The sequence below is a fragment of the Ruegeria alba genome (genome assembly GCF_022321465.1).
GTDB classification, from domain to species: Bacteria; Pseudomonadota; Alphaproteobacteria; order Rhodobacterales; family Rhodobacteraceae; genus Ruegeria_B; species Ruegeria_B alba.
The window spans coordinates 33,467-53,236 of the sequence record NZ_JAKOEM010000020.1 but is presented as its reverse complement, the minus strand read 5'-3'; the positions used below and the strand labels follow the sequence as shown (position 1 = coordinate 53,236).

General features: G+C 64.4%; 15 protein-coding genes. 11 read left to right on the top strand and 4 right to left on the bottom strand.

What is annotated here, in order from left to right:
- Window positions 1-61: 61 nt before the first annotated feature.
- Together MB818_RS17790 and MB818_RS17785 are read right to left on the bottom strand one after the other, a co-directional pair.
- Complete coding sequence (locus tag MB818_RS17790; RefSeq protein WP_238905915.1) at window positions 62-1,636, bottom strand: ABC transporter substrate-binding protein; 1,575 nt, start codon at window positions 1,634-1,636, stop codon at window positions 62-64.
- 90 nt (window positions 1,637-1,726) lie between these two features.
- A complete protein-coding gene (locus MB818_RS17785) occupies window positions 1,727-2,689 on the bottom strand; it encodes a LysR family transcriptional regulator (RefSeq protein ID WP_234142886.1) in 963 nt (320 codons plus the stop codon).
- A gap of 98 nt (window positions 2,690-2,787) precedes the next feature.
- Between MB818_RS17785 and MB818_RS17780 the strand changes: the two genes are divergently transcribed.
- Window positions 2,788-4,431, top strand: coding sequence for an amidohydrolase (locus tag MB818_RS17780; RefSeq protein WP_238905914.1), 1,644 nt, complete (start codon window positions 2,788-2,790; stop codon window positions 4,429-4,431).
- Window positions 4,431-5,327: a CobW family GTP-binding protein gene (locus MB818_RS17775; protein ID WP_238905912.1), complete on the top strand. Its 897-nt coding sequence runs from the start codon at window positions 4,431-4,433 to the stop codon at window positions 5,325-5,327. Before MB818_RS17780 ends, MB818_RS17775 begins: the two co-directional genes overlap by 1 nt.
- Before the next feature lie 6 nt (window positions 5,328-5,333).
- Here MB818_RS17775 and dnaE read toward each other — a convergent pair whose 3' ends face one another.
- Both dnaE and MB818_RS17765 read right to left on the bottom strand, forming a co-directional pair.
- Window positions 5,334-8,834 carry a DNA polymerase III subunit alpha gene (gene dnaE / locus MB818_RS17770; protein WP_238905906.1) on the bottom strand — a complete coding sequence of 1,167 codons (3,501 nt, stop codon included), beginning with the start codon at window positions 8,832-8,834 and terminating at the stop codon, window positions 5,334-5,336.
- Window positions 8,831-9,208 carry a hypothetical protein gene (locus MB818_RS17765; protein ID WP_234137503.1) on the bottom strand — a complete coding sequence of 126 codons (378 nt, stop codon included), beginning with the start codon at window positions 9,206-9,208 and terminating at the stop codon, window positions 8,831-8,833. The genes dnaE and MB818_RS17765 overlap by 4 nt, the downstream gene beginning before the upstream one ends.
- A 227-nt stretch (window positions 9,209-9,435) precedes the next feature.
- On the opposite strand from MB818_RS17765, the gene xdhA reads away from it, so the two are divergent.
- From xdhA to MB818_RS17720, 9 genes are all read left to right on the top strand, one after another.
- Window positions 9,436-10,875, top strand: coding sequence for a xanthine dehydrogenase small subunit (gene xdhA / locus MB818_RS17760; protein WP_234137502.1), 1,440 nt, complete (start codon window positions 9,436-9,438; stop codon window positions 10,873-10,875).
- A complete protein-coding gene (gene xdhB, locus MB818_RS17755; protein ID WP_238905904.1) occupies window positions 10,872-13,202 on the top strand; it encodes a xanthine dehydrogenase molybdopterin binding subunit in 2,331 nt (776 codons plus the stop codon). Before xdhA ends, xdhB begins: the two co-directional genes overlap by 4 nt.
- Window positions 13,192-14,160 (top strand): xanthine dehydrogenase accessory protein XdhC, encoded by a 969-nt coding sequence (xdhC, locus tag MB818_RS17750; protein ID WP_238905902.1) that lies wholly within the window; start codon window positions 13,192-13,194, stop codon window positions 14,158-14,160. Before xdhB ends, xdhC begins: the two co-directional genes overlap by 11 nt.
- Window positions 14,157-15,674 (top strand): ABC transporter ATP-binding protein, encoded by a 1,518-nt coding sequence (locus MB818_RS17745; RefSeq protein WP_234137499.1) that lies wholly within the window; start codon window positions 14,157-14,159, stop codon window positions 15,672-15,674. Before xdhC ends, MB818_RS17745 begins: the two co-directional genes overlap by 4 nt.
- A gap of 39 nt (window positions 15,675-15,713) precedes the next feature.
- The gene (locus MB818_RS17740; RefSeq protein WP_238905900.1) at window positions 15,714-16,796 is read left to right on the top strand and encodes an ABC transporter permease; all 1,083 of its coding nucleotides are present in this window, start codon (window positions 15,714-15,716) and stop codon (window positions 16,794-16,796) included.
- Window positions 16,797-16,799: 3 nt separating this feature from the next.
- The gene (locus MB818_RS17735; RefSeq protein ID WP_234137497.1) at window positions 16,800-17,720 is read left to right on the top strand and encodes an ABC transporter permease; all 921 of its coding nucleotides are present in this window, start codon (window positions 16,800-16,802) and stop codon (window positions 17,718-17,720) included.
- 53 nt (window positions 17,721-17,773) lie between these two features.
- Entirely contained in the window at window positions 17,774-18,847 is a 1,074-nt protein-coding gene (locus tag MB818_RS17730) for a BMP family ABC transporter substrate-binding protein (RefSeq protein WP_234142876.1), read from the top strand.
- A gap of 247 nt (window positions 18,848-19,094) precedes the next feature.
- Window positions 19,095-19,328 carry a hypothetical protein gene (locus MB818_RS17725; protein WP_234137495.1) on the top strand — a complete coding sequence of 78 codons (234 nt, stop codon included), beginning with the start codon at window positions 19,095-19,097 and terminating at the stop codon, window positions 19,326-19,328.
- A gap of 5 nt (window positions 19,329-19,333) precedes the next feature.
- The gene (locus tag MB818_RS17720) at window positions 19,334-19,732 is read left to right on the top strand and encodes a hypothetical protein (protein ID WP_234215999.1); all 399 of its coding nucleotides are present in this window, start codon (window positions 19,334-19,336) and stop codon (window positions 19,730-19,732) included.
- Window positions 19,733-19,770 lie beyond the last annotated feature (38 nt).

Sequence of the window (19,770 nt, the reverse complement as noted above, 5' to 3'; positions counted from 1 at the left end):
ACCCCGCCGTTCGGAATTGCCCCGGCGGACCAGTGCCGCCGGGGTCGGTGTCGCGGTCGCGTTACTCTTTCAGCCAGACCTGATCGAGCGGCGACGAGGTGGACCAGATGCCGTTCACCGGCGCGTTCATCACCTTGTTGGAATAGACCGTGTGATAAGGCAGCGTCTGGATGAAGTAGATCGGCACTTCGTCATTCACGATGCTCTGGAACTCGGCATAAAGCGCCTTGCGCTTCTCGGGGTCGTTCTCCTTGCCGGCCATGTCCAGCAGCTCGTCCACCCGGGCGTTGGAATAACCCTGGGTGTTCGACCAGACGCCCTTGGCGATGTTCGAGCTGAGATAGGTGCGGTGCACCCCGATCGACGGGTCACCCCAGTTGAACACGGCGTCCCAGCTGAGATCGAAATCCATCGTGCCCATGCGCTTGGCCCAGGTCGGGAAATCGGCGCTGGCGCGGACCTCGACATTGATGCCCACCTTTTTCAATGCGGCGCGCACATATTCCACATGCGGCTTGGCCGAGGGCCAGCCATAGTCGATGGTGACCGCGAACCGCTCGTCCCCCTTCATCGGGAAGCCCGCCTCGTCCAGCAGGGCGTTGGCCTTGTCCAGATCCAGCGCATAGGTGTTAACGTCGGCGTTGTAGAACGGGCTGTCGGGGTGGATACCGGTATTGGAATCCTGCACCGTGCCCTGCATCAGCGCGTTCTGGATGAAGTTCTTGTCGATCGCATAGGCGATGGCCTGGCGCACCCGCTTGTCGGCCAGCGGACCCTTGGTCGTGTTGATCGCCAGCCAGTCCAGCGCGCCGATGGCGCCGTAACCGGTGGGCGTGACGGTCAGGTGATCGACCTTCTTCAGCCGGTTGATGATCAGTGGCTCGCTTTCAAAGGCACCGAAATCCAGCTCGCCATTTTCATAGGCGATGGCGCGGGCTGAACTGTCGGTGATGATCCGCATCACGATCTTGTCCAGATACGGGCGCCCCTCGATGAAGAAGTCGTCGAACCGCTCAAGGATGACATACTCGCCGTTCTTGTATTCGGCCAACTTGAAGGGACCCGATCCCACCACGTCCTCGATATTGCGGGGATGGGTCTTGAAGTCCTGCCCATCGCCATAGATGTGCTCGGGGATGATCGACATCAGCTGACCCGACATGGCCAGCATCAGGCCCGGATGCGGATGGGACAGGTTCAGCACCGCCGTATGGTCGTCCGGCGTGTCGACCGAGGTGACCGGTGCGAACATGGATTTGAACGGATGCGCCTCCTGGATCACCTTGACCGAAAAGGCGATATCGGACGAGGTGATCGGATGGCCGTCGTGAAACACCGCGTTCTTGACCAGATTGAGCGTGACCTTGAGACCGTCGGCCGAAACCTCCCAGCTTTCGGCCAGATAGGGCTGCGGCGTCCAGCTGTCGTCATAGCGCAGCGGCGAGGCAAAGAGCTGGGCGCCGGGGAAACCGGTGACAATCCCCGATTGCACCGCCGAATTGAGGGTGCGCAGATTGCTGCCAAGCTGGGTCTTGAGCGTGCCGCCCTGACGTGGCTCCTCGGCGGATGCGGTGGTTCCGACCAGAACAGACGCGACGGCAGTCGCGGCAATCAGGCCCTTGAACAGATGCTTCACGGGGTAGTCCTCCTGGTTGGGTCTTTTGTTATGGAATCGACCGTAGCCGACCCATTCGGACCAAAAAACAGGATTAATTATGCCTCATTCTCACATTTTTCTGGGGAATGGCGGGGTTGGCTGGCCTGGGCAGCGCACCACGAGATCCTCGAACACTCCGCGATCCCTCAACTCGGTACAGCTCTGCACGAAGGCGCGCACCATCCGGGTTTGTTGTGCGCCGTCCATGGTCGCGATGCCAAAAATCGGACTGAGCGGTGCATCGCTGATCGGCACGATGCGATAGCGCGACTCGCTTTCGCGATAGTCGACCGGCCGGATGTTGAGCAGCGAGAACCCGAAGCCTCCCGCCACCAGCGCGCGCACAATCTCGGACGAACGGGTGGAATGGGCGATGTTGGGCGACAGGCCCAGCGCCTCGAACATGCCGACGAAATAATCGCGCGTATGCGGCAGGTCGAGCATCACCATCGGCCGGGTCGCCAATTCGGCAAAGGTCGTGCTGGGCTGACCCGCCAGCGGATCATCGACCGAAACCATCGCATAGGGCGGCGCCTCGAACAGCGGCTCGAAATGGCAGCGGTCGCTCAGCACCTGGGAATAGGTAAAGGCGACATCGGCCTCGCCCTCGTCCAGGAATTCCATGATCCGGGCCATGTTCCCTTCGAGCAGCTGGATCGATAGATCGGGAAACCCCTCGGTGATCGCGCGCAGGACAGGCGGCAGGAACGAGGGGGCGGCGGTGGCATAACAGGCGATGCGGACAGTTCCGCGCGTGAGCCCGCCCAGCGAGCTCAGTTCCTCTTCGAACTGGTGCGACTGGTGGATAAACCGGCGGATCAGGCCCAGCGCGTCGCGCCCCGACGCGGTGGCGCGGATGCCGCGCGCCGGGGTGCGCACGAACAGGTCGAAGCCCAGCCCACTTTCCAGCGCGTCGATGGCCGCGGTGATCGAACTTTGCGAGATGTTCAGCTCTTCAGCCGCCTTGGCGATAGAGCCGGACCGGTCCGCCGCCTCGACATAGCGCAACTGTTTCAGGGTAAAGTTCAACATAGGCTTCCCCTAAAAATCCGATCTTAGCCCCCAGTTAATTCCATTTTTTCAACGAAAGAAAGCACCCTAAGCTCAGAGCGTCAGACAGGGAGGGCCCCATGGCCGAGACGATCATCTATGCCGCCCGCAAAATCATCACCATGGCCCCCTCTCGCCCCGAGGTGAGCCATGTGGCAGTGCGCGACGGACGTATCCTGGGCATCGGCACGCTCGAGGAGCTGGCCAGTTGGGGCGACTATCGTCTGGACGACCGTTTTGCCGGCAAGGTGCTGATGCCCGGCTTTGTCGAGGGGCACGCCCACACGATGGAGGGCACACTCTGGCGCAATGTCTATGTCGGCTGGTTCGACCGCATGGACCCTGATGGCCGGGTCTGGTCCGGATTGAAATCCATCGACGCGGTGGTGGACCGGCTGCGCGAGGCAGAGGCCCAGATGACCGACCCCGAAGCGCCTCTGGCGGCCTGGGCGCTGGACCCGATCTATATGGAGAACCGCCGGGTCACCCGGCAGGAGCTCGACCAGGTTTCGACCACCCGGCCAATCGGCATCCTGCATGCCTCGGGCCATATCATGAACGTCAACACCCGCGCGCTGGAACTGGCAGGGCTGATGAAACCCGGCGTGAACCATCCCGGCATCCCGCTGGGCGAGGACGGGCTGCCCCTTGGCCCGCTCTACGGCCCCGACGCGATGACACCGGTGGGGCCGCATGTGGGGTTCGACCGGGCGCTTACCGATTGTGACGAACGGGGCCTGCGCGACTATGGCAAGCTTTGCGTGCGGGCGGGGGTGACCACCTGCACCGACCTGGCCGCCCGCCTGACCGATGACAGCGTCGACATGATGCTCAGGGTCACCGCCGAGGACGACTATCCCGCCTGTATCGTGCCGCTGCGCGTGTTCTTTGGCATGAGCGCCGAGGAAATCGTGGACTATTGCGTTTCGCTCAAGCCGCGCTCGACCGAGCGGTTGCGGCTGGGGCGGATCAAGGCCGTGGCCGATGGCTCGATCCAGGGGTTTTCCGCCCGGCTGCGCTGGCCCGGCTATTACAACGGCGCGCCCAACGGCCTGTGGTACACCGCGCCCGAGCAGATGTCCGACCTCTATCACAGGGCGCTGGCCGCCGGGGTGCAGGTGCATACCCATACCAATGGCGATCAGGCCACCCAGATGGCGCTGGACATGCTGGAACCCGCGCTCAAGGCACATCCCAGCCCCGACCACCGCTTTACCCTGCAACATTGCCAGATGGCCGACGCGGCGCAGTTCCGCAAGATGCGCAGCCTGGGCATGAATGTGAACCTGTTTGCCAACCACCATTTCTATTGGGGGGACGAGCATTACCGGCTGACGGTGGGACCGGAACGCGCCTGCCGGATGAATGCCTGCCGCACCGCGCTGGACACCGGCGTGCCCATGGCCATCCACTCGGACGCGCCGGTCACCCCGCTGGGGCCGCTCTTTACCGCCTGGGCGGCGGTCAACCGGATCACCGCCTCGGGCCGGGTGCAGGGCGAAGCGGAGCGGATCAGCGTTTCCGAGGCGCTTTATGCGATCACCCTGGGCGCGGCCTATACCCTGCATATGGATGGCGAGGTCGGCTCGATCGAGGTGGGCAAGCGGGCCGATTTCGCGGTGCTCGACAGCGACCCGACCCAGACCGATCCGATGGCGCTCAAGGATATCGGGGTCTGGGGCACGGTGCAGGGCGGGCGCGTCTTTCCGGCATCGGCGCTCTGATGGCGCCGCTTCCGGTCACCGTCATCGGCGGCTATCTGGGCGCAGGCAAGACGACGCTGGTCAATCACCTGTTGCGCCATGCGGCTGGGCGGCGACTGGCAGTGCTGGTCAACGAATTCGGCGACCTGCCCATCGACGCCGACCTGATCGAGGCCGAAGAGGACGGCATGATCTCGATCGCGGGGGGCTGCATCTGCTGTTCCTTCGGCAGTGACCTGATCGGTGCACTTGGCGATCTGGCCGCGATGGAACCGCGTCCCGACCATATCCTGGTAGAGAGCTCGGGCGTGGCGATCCCCGGTGCCATCGTGTCGACCATGCTGCTGGCCGAAGGTATCCGATCCGACGGGATCGTGGTGGTGGTGGACGGCGAGACCGTGCGCCAGCGCGCACAGGACGATTATGTCGGCGACACCATCACCCGGCAGCTTTCGGATGCCGAGATCGTGGTGGTGAACAAGACAGACCTGCTGGCGCCTGCGGCTCAAACCGAGTTGATGGCCTGGCTGGCCGAGGCCGCCCCGGGCGCCATCGCCATCCCGGCCGAACGCGGCCGGGTGGCCCCCGGCGCGCTGCTGGGCGTGCTGCCCGCCCCCGGCGCGGGCCAGCCCGCTGACCATTCCGACCGCCTGTTCGACAGTGTGGTCTTGACCCCGGAAAGTGGCCAGCCAGTCAAGGAGCTGGCCCGCAACCTGGCCACCGGACCCCATGGGGTGATCCGCGCCAAAGGGTATCTGCGCGATATCGACGGGGCGTTGTGGCTGATCCAGACCGTGGGCCGCCGCTGGGAGGTTACCGCCGCCCAAGGCCCGCACGAAACCGGCCTTGTCTGCATCGGTTTTCGCGATCGGCTGGACCGTGACGGCCTGACCGCGCTGGTCGGGGCCACGGCCTGAGAGTGCTCACATCTCTTCGACGTCCACCACCCCGTCGAGCGATTTCAGCGCGCCCTTGATCTGAGGGTTCAGGGGAAACTCCTGTCCCAAATCCATTTCGACCTCGCCGGGCAGGCCCGGATCCATCAGGCAGAGTTGCACCGGTCCGCGCGCTGCATTGCGGGCGGCCTGCGCCGCCTCGGCCAGGATATGGGCCACCGTCTCGACCGCGCCGGCGCTGTCCATGAACACCCGCAGGCCGGTGGCCCCGGCCTCGGCCACCACCGCATCGGCGGGGCCGACCGAGCGCGCCAACAGCTTGAGCTGGTCGGCCTCCATCGTCGCTTCGGCGGTCAGCACCACATGGAACCCGGTTTCGAGAAACTCGCGGCTTTTCTCCAGCACGTCCGAGAACAGCGTCACCTCGAAGGCGCCGGTCGGGTCGGACATCTGGGCAAAGGCAAAGCGGTTGCCACGGGCGGATTTGCGCTCCTGCCGCCCGGCGACGACGCCGGCCATCTTGGCCAGCACCGGGCCCGAGCGCGCCTGTTCGGTGACCTCGTCCAGCGTCAGCACGCCCTTGCGTTTCAGCGAGAGCATGTAGTCGTCGAGCGGGTGGCCCGAGAGGTAGAAGCCGATGGCCTTGAACTCTTCGGAAAGGCGCTCGGCGGGCAGCCAGTCGGGGGCCTGCGCCAGACGCGGTTCGGGCAGGTCGTCACCTGCCTCGCCAAAGAGCGAGACCTGGTTGGAGCTTTTCTGTTCGAAGATCGCGCCGGAATAGGCCATCAGCGACTCGATACTGTCAAAGACGCGGCGGCGGTTGGGATCGAGCTGGTCAAAGGCCCCGGCGCGCGCCATCATCTCGAGCGGGCGCTTGCCGACCTTCTTCAGGTCGACCCGACGGGCCACGTCGAAGAGATTGACGAAGGGTTTGCTGCCGCGCCCCTCGACCACCAGGCGCATCGCCTCGACGCCCACGTTCTTGAGCGCGCCCAGCGCATAGACCAACTCTCCGTTCACCACGTCGAACGTGGCCTGAGACCGGTTCACGCAGGGCGGCACATAGGGCAGGCCCAGCCCCTTGCGGACCTCTTCGAAATAGACCGCCAGCTTGTCGGTCAGGTGGATATCGCAGTTCATGACACCCGCCATGAACTCCACCGGGTGGTTGGCCTTGAGCCAGGCTGTCTGATAGCTGACCACCGCATAGGCCGCCGCGTGCGACTTGTTGAAACCGTAGTTGGCGAATTTTTCCAGGAGGTCGAACACCTCGGAGGCCTTCTTGGCATCGACGCCGTTCTCTGCCGCGCCCTTTTCGAACTTGGGCCGCTCGGCGTCCATCGCCTCCTTGATCTTCTTGCCCATGGCCCGGCGCAGCAGGTCGGCGCCGCCCAGGCTGTAGCCCGCCATGACCTGCGCGATCTGCATCACCTGTTCCTGATAGACGATGATACCCTGCGTTTCCTCAAGGATGTGATCGATCAGCGGATGCACCGAAGTGATCTCGCGCAGCCCGTTCTTCACCTCGCAATAGACCGGGATATTCTCCATCGGACCCGGACGATAAAGCGCCACGAGTGCCACGATATCCTCGATACAGGTGGGCTTCATGCGCTTGAGCGCATCCATCATGCCCGAGCTTTCCACCTGGAACACCGCCACCGTCTTGGCCGCGGAATAGAGCTTGTATGTCGGTTCATCCTCCAGCGGGATGGCGTTGATCTGGTTTTCGGCCCCCTCGGCGGGCTCGTAAAGCTGCCGCCCGTCGGCGGCCACATGCAGCGGGCGCCCCGACTTGAAGATCAGATCCATCGCATTCTGGATCACGGTCAGGGTTTTCAGGCCGAGAAAGTCGAACTTGACCAGCCCGGCCTGTTCCACCCATTTCATGTTGAACTGGGTCGCCGGCATGTCGGAACGCGGGTCCTGATAGAGCGGCACCAGCGCGTCCAGCGGCCGGTCGCCGATCACCACGCCGGCGGCATGGGTCGAGGCGTTCCTGAGCAGCCCCTCGACCTGCTGGCCATAGGTCAGCAGCCGGTCGACGACCTCTTCGTTGCGGGCCTCTTCACGCAAGCGCGGCTCGTCTTTCAGCGCCTTTTCGATACTGACGGGTTTCACACCTTCGACCGGGATCATCTTGGACAGGCGGTCCACCTGGCCATAAGGCATCTGCAACACCCGCCCGATGTCGCGCACCGCAGCCTTGGACAGCAGCGCACCAAAGGTGATGATCTGCCCCACCTTGTCGCGGCCGTATTTCTCCTGCACGTAGCGGATCACCTCTTCGCGCCGGTCCATGCAGAAGTCGATATCGAAGTCGGGCATCGACACCCGTTCAGGGTTGAGAAAGCGTTCAAACAGCAGCGAATAGCGCAGCGGATCAAGGTCGGTGATGGTCAGCGCATAGGCCACCAGCGAGCCCGCGCCCGAACCCCGTCCCGGCCCCACCGGAATGTCATGATCCTTGGCCCATTTGATGAAGTCGGCAACGATCAGGAAGTAGCCGGGGAACCCCATCCCCTCGATGATATCCAACTCGAAATCAAGCCGTTTCTGATATTCCTCGGGGCTGACCGCATGCGGGATCACGGCCAGTCGCGCCTGTAGACCCTCATTGGCCTGGCGCCGCAGTTCCACAACCTCGTCATCGGCGAATTTCGGCAGGATCGGGTCGCGCCGATAGGCCATGAAGGCACAACGCCGCGCGATCTCGACGGTGTTCTCGATCGCCTCGGGCAGGTCGGCAAAAAGCGTCGCCATCTCTTGCGGCGATTTCAGATAATGCTGCGCGGTCAGGCGGCGGCGGCCCTCGGCCTGGTCCACATAGGCGCCGTCGGCGATGCAGATCAGCGCATCATGCGCCTCGTACATACCGGCCTCGGGGAAGTAGACGTCATTTGTGGCTACCAGCGGCAGGCCCTTGGCATAGGCCATTTCCACATGGCCGCGTTCCGTCAACCGTTCGGCTTGCGGAGCGCCATCCTCTCCCGGATGGCGCTGCAACTCGATATAAAGCCGGTCCGGAAAGATCGCCGCCAGCCGATCCACCAGCGCCTCGGCCGCCGGGCGCTGGCCCTGTTGCAACAGGCGCCCGACCGGACCGTCCGGCCCGCCGCTGAGACAGATGAGCCCGGCGCCCAGCGCCTCCAGTTCCTCCAGCGTGACCTGCGGCAGTTGCCCGCCCTTGTCCACGTAGAGGCAGCTGTTCAGCTTCATCAGGTTCTCATACCCGGCCTCGGTCTGTGCCAGCAGGACCAGCGGCGCCGGTGGCTTCGGCTTTTCGCCGGGCATCGTTTCGACATAGGCCAGATCCATCTGGCATCCGATGATCGGCTGAATACCCGCCCCGCTGGCTGCGACCGAAAACTCCAGCGCCGCAAACAGGTTGTTGGTATCGGTCACCGCCACTGCCGGCATGCCCATTTTCTCGCAGAGCGCAGGCAATTTCTTGAGCCGAACCGCGCCTTCGAGGAGCGAGTATTCGGTGTGAAGACGAAGATGGATGAATCGGAGATCACTGCTCATGGGCGCGACGATAGGCGATCCGGTTCAGGGGCGCCACGGCGGATGCTCTGCAACTGGCAAAAAGCCCGATTGCAGTGGATAAACGAATGACTTGGCTCGATGACTGGGTTGTCTTTGTCACCCTTGTCACCCTGGCTGTGTTCCCCCGTCTTGCGCTGGCGAGGGGGCCGCGGGGTCGTTCGCGCACCGATCCTGGGCGCGTTGAAACGCCGGGGCATCCCCTGACGATGGCGCTCGGGATATTGGCCATTTTCATCGGCCTGCATCGACGCGCCACGTTGCTCTGACACGGCGGCAAGGTCGGAAACTACCGTCAATCTCCCAAACAGCCAGAGATGATTATTCGTCAAAACCTGAAGGTCTTTCAAAGTCATTTTCCAGCCACCTTGGCAAATAGATGATTCAAATGAGTAAATTTTAGCGCCGAGGCCCCCTCTTGCGACAAGTTGTCGAAAATTGCTGCATTGCAGATTGAGTTTTTCTTGCCAGACAACGGTTCCGGTTTCTAACCTTCCTGTCAGACAACAGCCCGGCCCCTTTCTACGTCGCATCGAAGGTGGGCAGCCATGGGCCAACAGGGTAACGCGACCGGTTTCACAGGATGGACATCTCGTTTCTTCTGAATGGAGAGACAGTCACGCTGGCAGGGGTCGACCCCACGGCGACACTGCTTGATTGGCTGCGCGAGGCACGCGGATTGACCGGCACCAAGGAAGGCTGCAACGAGGGCGATTGCGGCGCCTGCACCGTGGCCGTCAGCGATGCCGATGGCACCCGCGCCCTGAACGCCTGCATCCTGTTCTTGCCGCAGCTTCACGGCAAGGCGGTGCGCACGGTCGAGGGGCTGGGCGGCAGCCATCCTGTGCAACAGGCCATGGTCACCCATCACGGCAGCCAGTGCGGTTTCTGCACGCCGGGCTTCGTGATGTCGATGGTTGCGGGCCATGCCGAGGGCGCCACCGATCACGACACCCAGTTGGCAGGCAATCTCTGCCGCTGCACCGGCTATGCCCCGATCATCCGCGCCGCCCGCGCCATCGAGGAGGCGCCCAAGCCTGATTGGCTCGACACCGATCGCGCCTTCATTTCGCCGGAAATACTCCGGGGGGAGACCGCAGGTCGGGGGGCAGAGCCCCCCTCTTCCAATGCGCCAGTTGCCCAAGAGGCAATGGCGCGGGGGGCAGAGCCCCCCTCCTCCCCCACCTCAAGCGATGAGCTCGCGGCCCTCTACGAAGCCCATCCCGACGCCACGCTGGTCGCCGGGGCGACCGATGTGGGCCTCTGGGTCACCAAGCAGTTGCGCGAGTTGCCCAAGGTCATTTTCCTTTCTGGCTGCGCCGATCTGAAAGGAATCGAGATCACCGATACCCATCTGCGCCTGGGCGCCATGGTCGACATGAACCGGATGCGCGACGCTATCGCCCCCCTGCACCCGTCCTATGGCGAAATGATCCGCCGCTATGCCAGCGTGCAGGTGCGCAACGCCGCCACCGTTGGCGGCAATATAGCCAATGGCTCGCCCATCGGTGACAACCCGCCCGCGCTGATCGCGCTGGGGGCGACCCTGCATCTGCGCCGGGGCGACACCCGCCGCGACCTGCCGCTCGAGGCGTTCTTCCTCGACTACGGCAAGCAGGACCGCGCGCCGGGCGAGTTTGTCGAGGCGGTGAGTTTCCCGCGCCAGCCCGACCGGCTGAAATGCTACAAGCTTTCGAAGCGTTTCGATCAGGATATCTCGGCCGTCTGCGGCTGTTTCAACATCACCGTCGAGGACGGCAGCGTCACCGCCGCCCGCATCGCCTTTGGCGGTATGGCGGGTATCCCGAAACGCGCCCGCGCGGTCGAGGCGGCGCTGATCGGCCAGCCCTGGACGCAACAGGTTGTTAACGCGGCCCTGCCAGAGTTCGAGGCCGATTTCACCCCGATGTCGGACATGCGCGCCTCGGCCCGCTACCGGATGGAGACCGCCAAGGCGATGCTGCGCCGCTATTTCGCCGAGGATCAGGGCCAGTTGGCCAATGTGCTGGAGGTACGGGCATGAGCGTCGCCAAACCCCTGCCGCATGACGCGGCACCGCTGCATGTGGCCGGCACCGCCCGCTATGTCGATGATATCCCCACCCCGCGCGACACGCTGCATCTGGCCTTTGGCCTGAGCACCATCGCCAAGGGGCGGATCACCGCGATGAACCTCGAAGAGGTGAAGCGCGCCCCCGGCGTGGTCCGGGTGATGGTGGCCGATGACCTGCCCTTTGCCAATGATGTCTCGCCCTCGGCCCATGACGAGCCGCTGTTGTCGGACGGTACCGTCCACTACGTGGGCCAGCCGATCTTCGTGGTGGTGGCGACCAGCCACCTGGCCGCGCGCAAGGCGGTACGGCGGGCGCGGATCGACTATGCCGAGGAACCCGCGATCCTGACCATCGAACAGGCGCTGGCGGCCGACAGCCGGTTCGAGGACGGGCCGCGCATCTATGAAAAGGGCGATGCCGAGGCGGCGATTGCCGGGGCGGCCCATGTGATCGAAGGCACGTTCGAGCTGGGCGGGCAGGAGCATTTCTATCTCGAAGGTCAGGCCGCGCTGGCCCTGCCCGGCGAGGGCGGCGACATGCTGGTGCACAGCTCCACCCAGCACCCGACCGAGATCCAGCACAAGGTGGCCGAGGCTTTGGGCGTGCCGATGCACGCCGTCCGGGTCGAGACCCGCCGCATGGGCGGCGGCTTTGGCGGTAAGGAGAGCCAGGGCAACGCGCTGGCGGTGGCCTGCGCCGTGGCGGCGCGCGCCACCGGGCGTGCCTGCAAGATGCGCTATGACCGCGACGACGACATGGTGATCACCGGCAAGCGCCACGCATTCCGCATCGCCTATCGTGCCGGGTTCGACACCGAGGGGCGCATTCTGGGTGTCTCCTTCCTGCATCACGCGATCTGCGGCTGGGCGCAGGATCTGTCGCTGCCGGTCGCGGACCGGGCGATGCTGCATGCGGACAATGCCTATCTGCTGCCCAATGCGCGGATCGAGAGCCACCGGCTGAAGACCAATACCCAATCCGCCACCGCCTATCGCGGCTTTGGCGGACCGCAGGGGATGGTCGGGATCGAGCGGGTGATGGACCATGCCGCGCATGTGCTGGGGATCGACCCGGTCGAGTTGAGGCAGCGGAATTACTATGCGGCACCGGTGGGGGGCCCTGCCCCCCACACCCCCCGGAGTATTTCCGGCGGAATGAAGGAGAATACCACACCCTATGGGCAGGTGGTCGAGGATTTCGAACTGCACGGGATGACCGAGGCGCTGCTGGCGTCGTCGGATTACGCCGCGCGCAAGGCGGCGGTGGCGGCGTGGAACGCGGCCAACCCGATCGTCAAGCGGGGCATCGCCTTTTCGCCGGTGAAGTTCGGGATTTCCTTTACCCTCACCCATCTGAACCAGGCGGGTGCGCTGGTGCATGTCTATCAGGACGGGTCCGTGCATCTGAACCATGGCGGCACCGAGATGGGCCAGGGCCTGTTCCAGAAAGTGGCGCAGGTGGCGGCAAGCCGGTTCGGCATTCCGCTGGAGATGGTGAAGATCACCGCCACCGATACCGCCAAGGTGCCCAATACCTCGGCCACGGCGGCCTCGTCGGGGTCTGACCTGAACGGCATGGCGGTGAAGGCCGCCTGTGACACCATCCGCGACCGGATGGCGGCCTATCTGGCCGAGCGGCATCAGGCGGAGGTCGCCTCGGTCCGGTTCGGGAATGGGCAGGTCGAGGTGGGCGAGGCGCGGTACAGTTTCGCCGAGGCGGCGGCGCTGGCCTATCAGGGGCGGATCAGCCTGTCGGCCACCGGGTTCTACAAGACGCCCAAGATCGAATGGGACCGGATCCAGGGACGTGGGCGGCCGTTCTACTATTTTGCCTATGGCGCCTCGGTGACCGAGGTGGCGGTGGACACGCTGACCGGCGAATACCGCATCCTGCGCGCGGACATCCTGCATGATGCGGGGGCCTCGCTGAACCCCGATCTGGATATCGGCCAGGTCGAGGGCGGCTATGTGCAAGGCGCGGGCTGGCTGACCACCGAAGAGCTGGTCTGGGACGACAAGGGTCGGCTCAGGACGCATGCGCCCTCGACCTACAAGATCCCGGCCTGTTCTGACCGGCCCGAAGTGTTCAACGTGGCGCTGTGGGACGGGCAAAACCGAGAGGACACGATCTATCGGTCGAAGGCGGTGGGCGAGCCGCCTTTTATGCTGGGCATCTCGGCCTGGCTGGCCTTGTCGGATGCGGTTGCCTCCTGTGGCGATGCCTATCCAGCGCTAAACGCGCCTGCGACGGCGGAGGAGGTCTGGAAAGGCATCCGGAGGCTTGGCGATGGCGTTTGATCTGGAGGGGTTGCGCGCAGCGGTGGCCGCACATGGGCGAGTGACCCGGGTGGTGATCGCGGCGATCAGGGGATCGTCCCCGCGCGAGATGGGTGCGGCGATGCTGGTCTGGCAAGACGGCCAGTCGGGCACGATCGGTGGCGGAGCCTTGGAGTTTCAGGCGGCAGAGGCGGCGCGCGCCGGGCGGCTTGGGCTGAGCTGGCATGCGCTGGGGCCGGAGCTGGGCCAATGCTGTGGCGGGGCGGTGACGCTGTTGACGGAGAGCTGGGACGCGGCGCGGATTGACACGGTCGATGGCACGGTGGTCGCGCGGCCCGCGCTGCCGTTTTCCGGCACGGAAAACGGACCGGAAACCTTGCAGGTTTCCGGCGCGCCTCTCACGGTCAAACGCCTGCTCGCGCGGGCGCGCGGACAGGGTGTGCTGCCCGAGGCGCAGCTGGTAGGCGACTGGATGGTCGAGCCGGTTCTGCGCCCCTCCCGGCAACTGTGGGTCTGGGGTGCCGGCCATGTTGGCCGGGCGCTGGTGAATGCGCTGTCCCCGTTGCCCGACTTCGCCATCACCTGGGTCGATACCGCGCCCGAACGGTTTCCCGAAACGATACCCGGCGGGGTTACCCGTCTCCCCGCGACGCGGCCCGCCGATCTGGTTCCCTATGCGCCGAAAGAGGCCGAACATCTGGTCCTGACCTATTCCCATGAACTGGACCTGGAACTCTGCAACCGGTTGCTGCGACATGATTTTACCTTTGCCGGGCTGATCGGCTCGGCTACCAAATGGGCACGATTCCGGTCGCGGCTGGCCGCGCTTGGCCACACGCCGCAACAGATCGACCGTATCACTTGTCCCATCGGCGATCCCGCCCTGGGCAAACATCCCGCATGCATCGCCATCGGCGTTGCCGCCCGGCTGTTGCGTCCGGAGCAAAGCGGCATCACAAGGAAGGAGCTCAGCGCGTGAGCACACCACTTCTGAGCATCAAGGGCCTGACCAAGGCCTATCCCGGCGTTGTCGCCAACGACAATGTCAGTTTCGACATTGGAGAAGGCGAGGTGCATGCCCTCTTGGGCGAGAACGGCGCGGGCAAGTCCACGCTGGTCAAGATGATCTATGGGCTGGTCAAGCCCGACAGCGGCAGCATGACCCTGCGCGGCGCGCCTTATGCCCCGCCCGAGCCGCGCGCGGCGCGCGCTGACGGGATTGCCATGGTGTTCCAGCATTTCTCGCTGTTCGACGCGTTGAACGTGGCCGAGAACATCGCGCTGGGGATGGAGAACCCGCCCGCGATGGGCGATCTGGCCGCGCGCATCCGCGCAGTGAGCGAGACCTATGGCCTGCCGCTGGATCCGTTCCGCACGGTGGGTGACCTGAGCGCGGGCGAGCGGCAGCGGGTCGAGATCATCCGCTGTCTGCTCCAGGACCCCAAGCTGCTGATCATGGACGAGCCGACCAGCGTGCTGACGCCGCAGGAGGTGGAGATCCTGTTCCAGACGCTGCAAAAGCTGCGCTCCGAGGGCACCTCGATCCTCTATATCAGCCACAAGCTGGAGGAAATCCGCACGCTTTGCGACCACGCGACCATCCTGCGGCTGGGCAAGAACGTGGGCGAATGCACCCCGCGCGAGACCTCGGCCCGCGACATGGCCGAAATGATGGTGGGCACGGCGCTGAAGACGCCGGAGCGGTCGGGCCGCGAATTCGGCGAGATCGCGCTGGATATCTCGGGCCTGTCGGTGCCCTCGCCCAGCGAATTCGGTACCTCGCTGAAGAACGTCCATATGACGGTGCGCAAGGGCGAGGTTCTGGGCATCGGCGGGGTTGCGGGCAACGGGCAGGACGAGCTCTTGGCGGTTCTGTCGGGCGAGATCCTGACGGCGGCGGACGCGGTCAAGAAGGATGGCCAGCCGGTGGGCCGGCTGGGTCCGGTGGCGCGGCGGCGGCTGGGTCTGCTGACGGCACCCGAGGAGCGGCTGGGCCATGCGGCGGCGCCGAACATGAGCCTGACGGAAAACGCGCTGCTCACCGGATCGGTGCGCGAAGGGCTGGAAAACAACGGGTTTCTGAAATGGGCCGAAACGCAGGCATTCGCCGAGCGGATCATCAAGGAATTCGACGTGCGCACGCCGGGGCCGGAAAACGCGGCGCGCTCGCTGTCGGGCGGCAACCTGCAAAAATTCGTCATCGGGCGCGAGGTGTTGCAGAACCCTGACGTGCTGGTGGTGAACCAGCCCACATGGGGTGTGGATGCATCGGCGGCCGCCGCGATCCGGCAGGCGCTCTTGGATCTGGCGGCCAAGGGCACGGCGGTGGTCTGCATCAGCCAGGACCTGGACGAACTGATGGAGATCTCGGACACGTTTGCGGCGCTGAACGAGGGGCGGCTGAGCGCGCCGCGCACCACTGTCGGTCTGACCGTGGACGAGATCGGCCTGATGATGGGCGGTGCCCACGGGATGGAGGTGGCGCATGTCTGACCTCGCCCCCAACACCAAGAAAAACAGGGAGACGCGCGCATGATCGTGCTGGAGAAACGTCCGCAGCCTTCGCGCTCTTGGTCGATGGCAACGCCGCTGGTGGCGGTGCTGGCGACAATGATCTGCGGCGGGCTGCTGTTTGCGGTACTGGGCAAGAACCCGGTCGAAGCGATCGGCACCATCTTTTGGGAGCCGCTTTTCGGCGAGTATGCGTTTTATTACCGTCCGCAACTGCTGGTGAAGGGTGCCCCTCTGGTGCTGATCGCCATCGGCCTTTCGCTGGGCTTTCGTGCGGGTATCTGGAACATCGGCGCCGAGGGGCAGTATATCATGGGCGCGATCGTGGGCGCCGGTGTCGGGCTGGCCTTCTACCCGATGGAGGCCTTCTATATCTTTCCCCTGATGGTCCTTGCGGGCGCTTTCGGTGGCTGGGTCTGGGCAATGATCCCGGCCTTTCTCAAGGTCCGGTTCGGCACCAACGAGATCCTGGTCTCGCTGATGCTGGTTTATGTGGCCGAGCAATTCCTGGCCTCGATGTCGCTGGGCCTTCTGAAGAACCCCGAAGGCTTCGGCTTTCCCGGCTCGCGCAACCTGCAATCCTATGCCAGCGCTCATAACGCCGAACTGATCGAGGGATCGGGGATGCATTGGGGCGTGGTGGCCGCCTTTGTCGCGGTTATCTTTGCCTATGTTCTGTTGAACCGGCACATGACCGGCTTTCACATCCGCCTGACCGGCGAGGCCCCGCGCGCGGCGCGGTTCGCGGGCGTGAAACCTGCCCGGCTGATCCTGTTCTGCCTGGGCATGTCCGGCGCGCTGGCCGGGCTGGCGGGGCTGTTCGAGGTCTCGGGCCCGTCGGGCCAGATCAGTATCGATTTCAACGTGGGCTATGGCTTTACCGCAATCATCGTGGCCTTTCTGGGCCGGTTGCATCCCGTGGGCATCCTGCTGGCCGGGGGGCTGATGGCGCTGACCTATATCGGTGGCGAGATCGCACAGGGCAGTCTGGGTCTGCCTGCCGCCGCGATCCAGGTGTTCCAGGGGATGCTCTTGTTCTTCCTGCTGGCGCTGGATCTGTTGACCAACTACCGCATCCGTGCGGCCCGCAAAGAGGTGGCGTGAACCATGGACCTGTCTGCAATCAATCCCGTCCTGCTGGTGGCCTCTCTCATGGTCGCGGCAACCCCTCTCTTGCTGGCCGCCATTGGCGAGCTGGTGGTGGAAAAGGCCGGTGTCCTGAACCTCGGTGTCGAGGGCATGATGATCACCGGCGCCATCTGCGGCTTTGCCATCTCGGTCGAGACCGGCTCGCCCTGGCTGGGCTTCATCGCCGCCGCCATCGGGGGGGCCATCCTGTCGCTGCTCTTTGTGCTGATGACCCAGGTGGCGCTGGCCAACCAGGTCGCCAGCGGTCTGGCGCTGACGCTGTTCGGCCTGGGGCTGAGCGCGCTTATGGGCCAGTCTTATGTCGGCATCAAACCGCCCGCGATGGGGCGGCTCGACCTGCCAGTGCTCAGCGATCTGCCGGTGGTGGGGCCGATCCTGTTCAGCCATGACCCGATCCTCTATCTGGGCATCCTGCTGACCGGCGCGGTCTGGTGGGTTCTGAAATACAGCCGCGCGGGCCTGATCCTGCGCGCGGTGGGCGAAAACCACGATGCCGCCCATGCGCTGGGCTACAAGGTGATCCGCATCCGCGTTCTGGCGATCCTGTTCGGCGGCGCCTGCGCGGGGCTGGGCGGCGCCTATATCAGCCTGATCCGGGTGCCCCAGTGGACCGAAGGCATGACCGCCGGTGTCGGCTGGATCGCGCTGGCGCTGGTGGTGTTTGCCAGCTGGAAACCCTGGCGCGCTTTGCTGGGGGCCTATCTTTTTGGCGGCGTCACCGTGGTCCAGCTGAACCTTCAGGCGGCGGGCGTTGCCATCCCGGTCGAGTATCTGGCAATGTCGCCCTATCTCATCACGATCCTTGTGCTTGTGATCCTTTCCGCGGACAAGAGCGGTGCGCCTGCCGCACTTGGACGCAGCTTCCACGCCTCTCATTGACGAGGGGCCAACCACAACGAAACTGCAAACGAACCATAAAGGGGAGTCACTACATGAAATTCACCTCACTTCTCGCAAGTGCCGCAATGGTGCTGGGTCTGGCGACCGGCGCCATGGCGGAGGACAAGACCAAGGTCGGTTTTGTCTATGTCGGCCCGGTCGGCGACGGCGGCTGGACCTATGAGCACGACAAGGGCCGCCAGGCCGTCGAGGCGGAATTTGGCGACAAGGTCGAAACCGTGTTCGTCGAAAGCGTGCCCGAAGGCCCCGATGCCGAGCGGGTGATGACCCAGATGGCGCTCGAAGGCGCCGATCTGATCTTTACCACCTCGTTCGGTTACATGGACCCCACGATCAACGTGGCCAAGAAGTTCCCGAAGGTGAAGTTCGAGCATGCCACCGGCTATAAGCAGGCCGAGAACGTGTCGGTCTATTCGGCCCGTTTCTATGAAGGCCGCGCCGTGCAAGGCACCATCGCCGGGCGCATGACCAAGTCGAACATCGTGGGTTATATCGGCTCCTACCCGATCCCCGAAGTGATCCGCGGCATCAACTCGGCCTTCATCCACGCCCGCAAGGTGAACCCGGACGTGCAGTTCAAGATCGTCTGGGCCTATACCTGGTTCGATCCGGCGAAAGAGGCCGATGCTGCCAAGGTGCTGATCGAACAGGGTGCGGACGTGATCCTGCAGCACACCGACTCGACCGCGCCGCAGGCCGCCGCGCAGGCCGCCGGCAACGTGATCACCTTTGGCCAGGCCTCGGACATGAGCGAATATGCCCCGATGCCGCGCGTCAGCTCGATCATCGACAACTGGGCGCCCTATTACATCGCCCGCACCAAGGCGGTGATGGATGGCACCTGGACCAGCGTAAGCACCTGGGACGGCATCGGTGCCGGCATGGTGGGCATCGGCGAGATCTCGGACGCGGTTCCGGCCGATGTGAAGGCCGAGGCGCTGGCGCTGAAGGACGCGCTTGCCAACGGCTCTTATCACGCATTCACCGGCCCGCTGAAGAAGCAGGACGGGTCGGACTGGCTGGCCGAAGGCGAAACCGCAGATGACGGCACGCTGGCGGGCATGAACTTCTACGTCGAAGGCATCGAAGGCGACATCCCGAACTGATCCCCGGTCTGATGACCGGACCAAAGGCCCCGCCCCGGCGGGGCCTTTTTCTTTGCGGCTTGCACCGCCGGGCCAAGAAAATTCGTCGAATTTTCTTGGCCGTTCCACCCGGCTCCGATCGGCAAAAACGTGCCGATGCGTATATGATGGTTCGGTTTTCCCGCATAGGGTGCGACCCGTTCAGCGTGTACCCTGTCCCTGCCCCATACGTATTTTCAGGGGTGGCATTTTCATAAAGGAGACTGACATGGCACGTTTTGTTGTCGATACCGGCAATCTGGAAATGGACAAGACCACCGAGATGGAGCTTCAGGGCGAAATCCAGAAGCTGGTCCTTGGCCATATCGCCCGCACCGGGTTCGAGAAGCCCTGGGTGACGAAGTTCCCCCGCGACTGGTACGGAATCATCCTGCACCCCGAACTCGACCCGTTGCTGGAGCGGGAAAAGCAGATGGGCAACATGCTCGCCCGCCTGGGGTGAGGCCGATGTCCAGCCCCGACAGAACCTGCCCGAGCGCGCGCTGCGCGCCGGGCAACCAGCTCTTGGGCGTCAAGGGGTCGGACGGGCATGTGCGCCATCTGCGCAGTTCCGTGACCATCGACGCCGATTTCGTCGAAACCGCCTCTGCCCATGGCAAGCCCGAGGCGCGCATGCGCTTTTCCTCCCCCTGCGCGACCTCGGGCTGTGCGCAATGGACCGGCAGCCGCTGCGGGGTGATCGACCATGTGCTGGAGCATCTGGAAGCGGCCCGTGTGCCTCTGGCCAATAGCCTGCCGCTCTGCCCGATCCGCGCCAGTTGCCGCTGGTTCGATCAGACCGGCGAAACCGCCTGTCGCGCGTGCAGCATGGTGATCACCGATCAGTCCGTGATCGCCGCCGAATAGGAAAGGGGCCGGAAACGGCCCCTTTCGCCTGATCACCG

Bases quoted from the DNA above. Each gene is read 5' to 3' on its own strand.
- xdhB (WP_238905904.1), top strand. From the start codon at position 10,872: ATGAGCGTCGCCAAACCCCTGCCGCATGACGCGGCACCGCTGCATGTG.
- MB818_RS17730 (WP_234142876.1), top strand. From the start codon at position 17,774: ATGAAATTCACCTCACTTCTCGCAAGTGCCGCAATGGTGCTGGGTCTG.
- MB818_RS17780 (WP_238905914.1), top strand. From the start codon at position 2,788: ATGGCCGAGACGATCATCTATGCCGCCCGCAAAATCATCACCATGGCC.
- MB818_RS17785 (WP_234142886.1), bottom strand. From the start codon at position 2,689: ATGTTGAACTTTACCCTGAAACAGTTGCGCTATGTCGAGGCGGCGGAC.
- dnaE (WP_238905906.1), bottom strand. From the start codon at position 8,834: ATGAGCAGTGATCTCCGATTCATCCATCTTCGTCTTCACACCGAATAC.
- MB818_RS17740 (WP_238905900.1), top strand. From the start codon at position 15,714: ATGATCGTGCTGGAGAAACGTCCGCAGCCTTCGCGCTCTTGGTCGATG.
- MB818_RS17725 (WP_234137495.1), top strand. From the start codon at position 19,095: ATGGCACGTTTTGTTGTCGATACCGGCAATCTGGAAATGGACAAGACC.
- MB818_RS17735 (WP_234137497.1), top strand. From the start codon at position 16,800: ATGGACCTGTCTGCAATCAATCCCGTCCTGCTGGTGGCCTCTCTCATG.
- MB818_RS17765 (WP_234137503.1), bottom strand. From the start codon at position 9,208: ATGACTTTGAAAGACCTTCAGGTTTTGACGAATAATCATCTCTGGCTG.
- MB818_RS17775 (WP_238905912.1), top strand. From the start codon at position 4,431: ATGGCGCCGCTTCCGGTCACCGTCATCGGCGGCTATCTGGGCGCAGGC.
- xdhA (WP_234137502.1), top strand. From the start codon at position 9,436: ATGGACATCTCGTTTCTTCTGAATGGAGAGACAGTCACGCTGGCAGGG.
- MB818_RS17720 (WP_234215999.1), top strand. From the start codon at position 19,334: ATGTCCAGCCCCGACAGAACCTGCCCGAGCGCGCGCTGCGCGCCGGGC.
- xdhC (WP_238905902.1), top strand. From the start codon at position 13,192: ATGGCGTTTGATCTGGAGGGGTTGCGCGCAGCGGTGGCCGCACATGGG.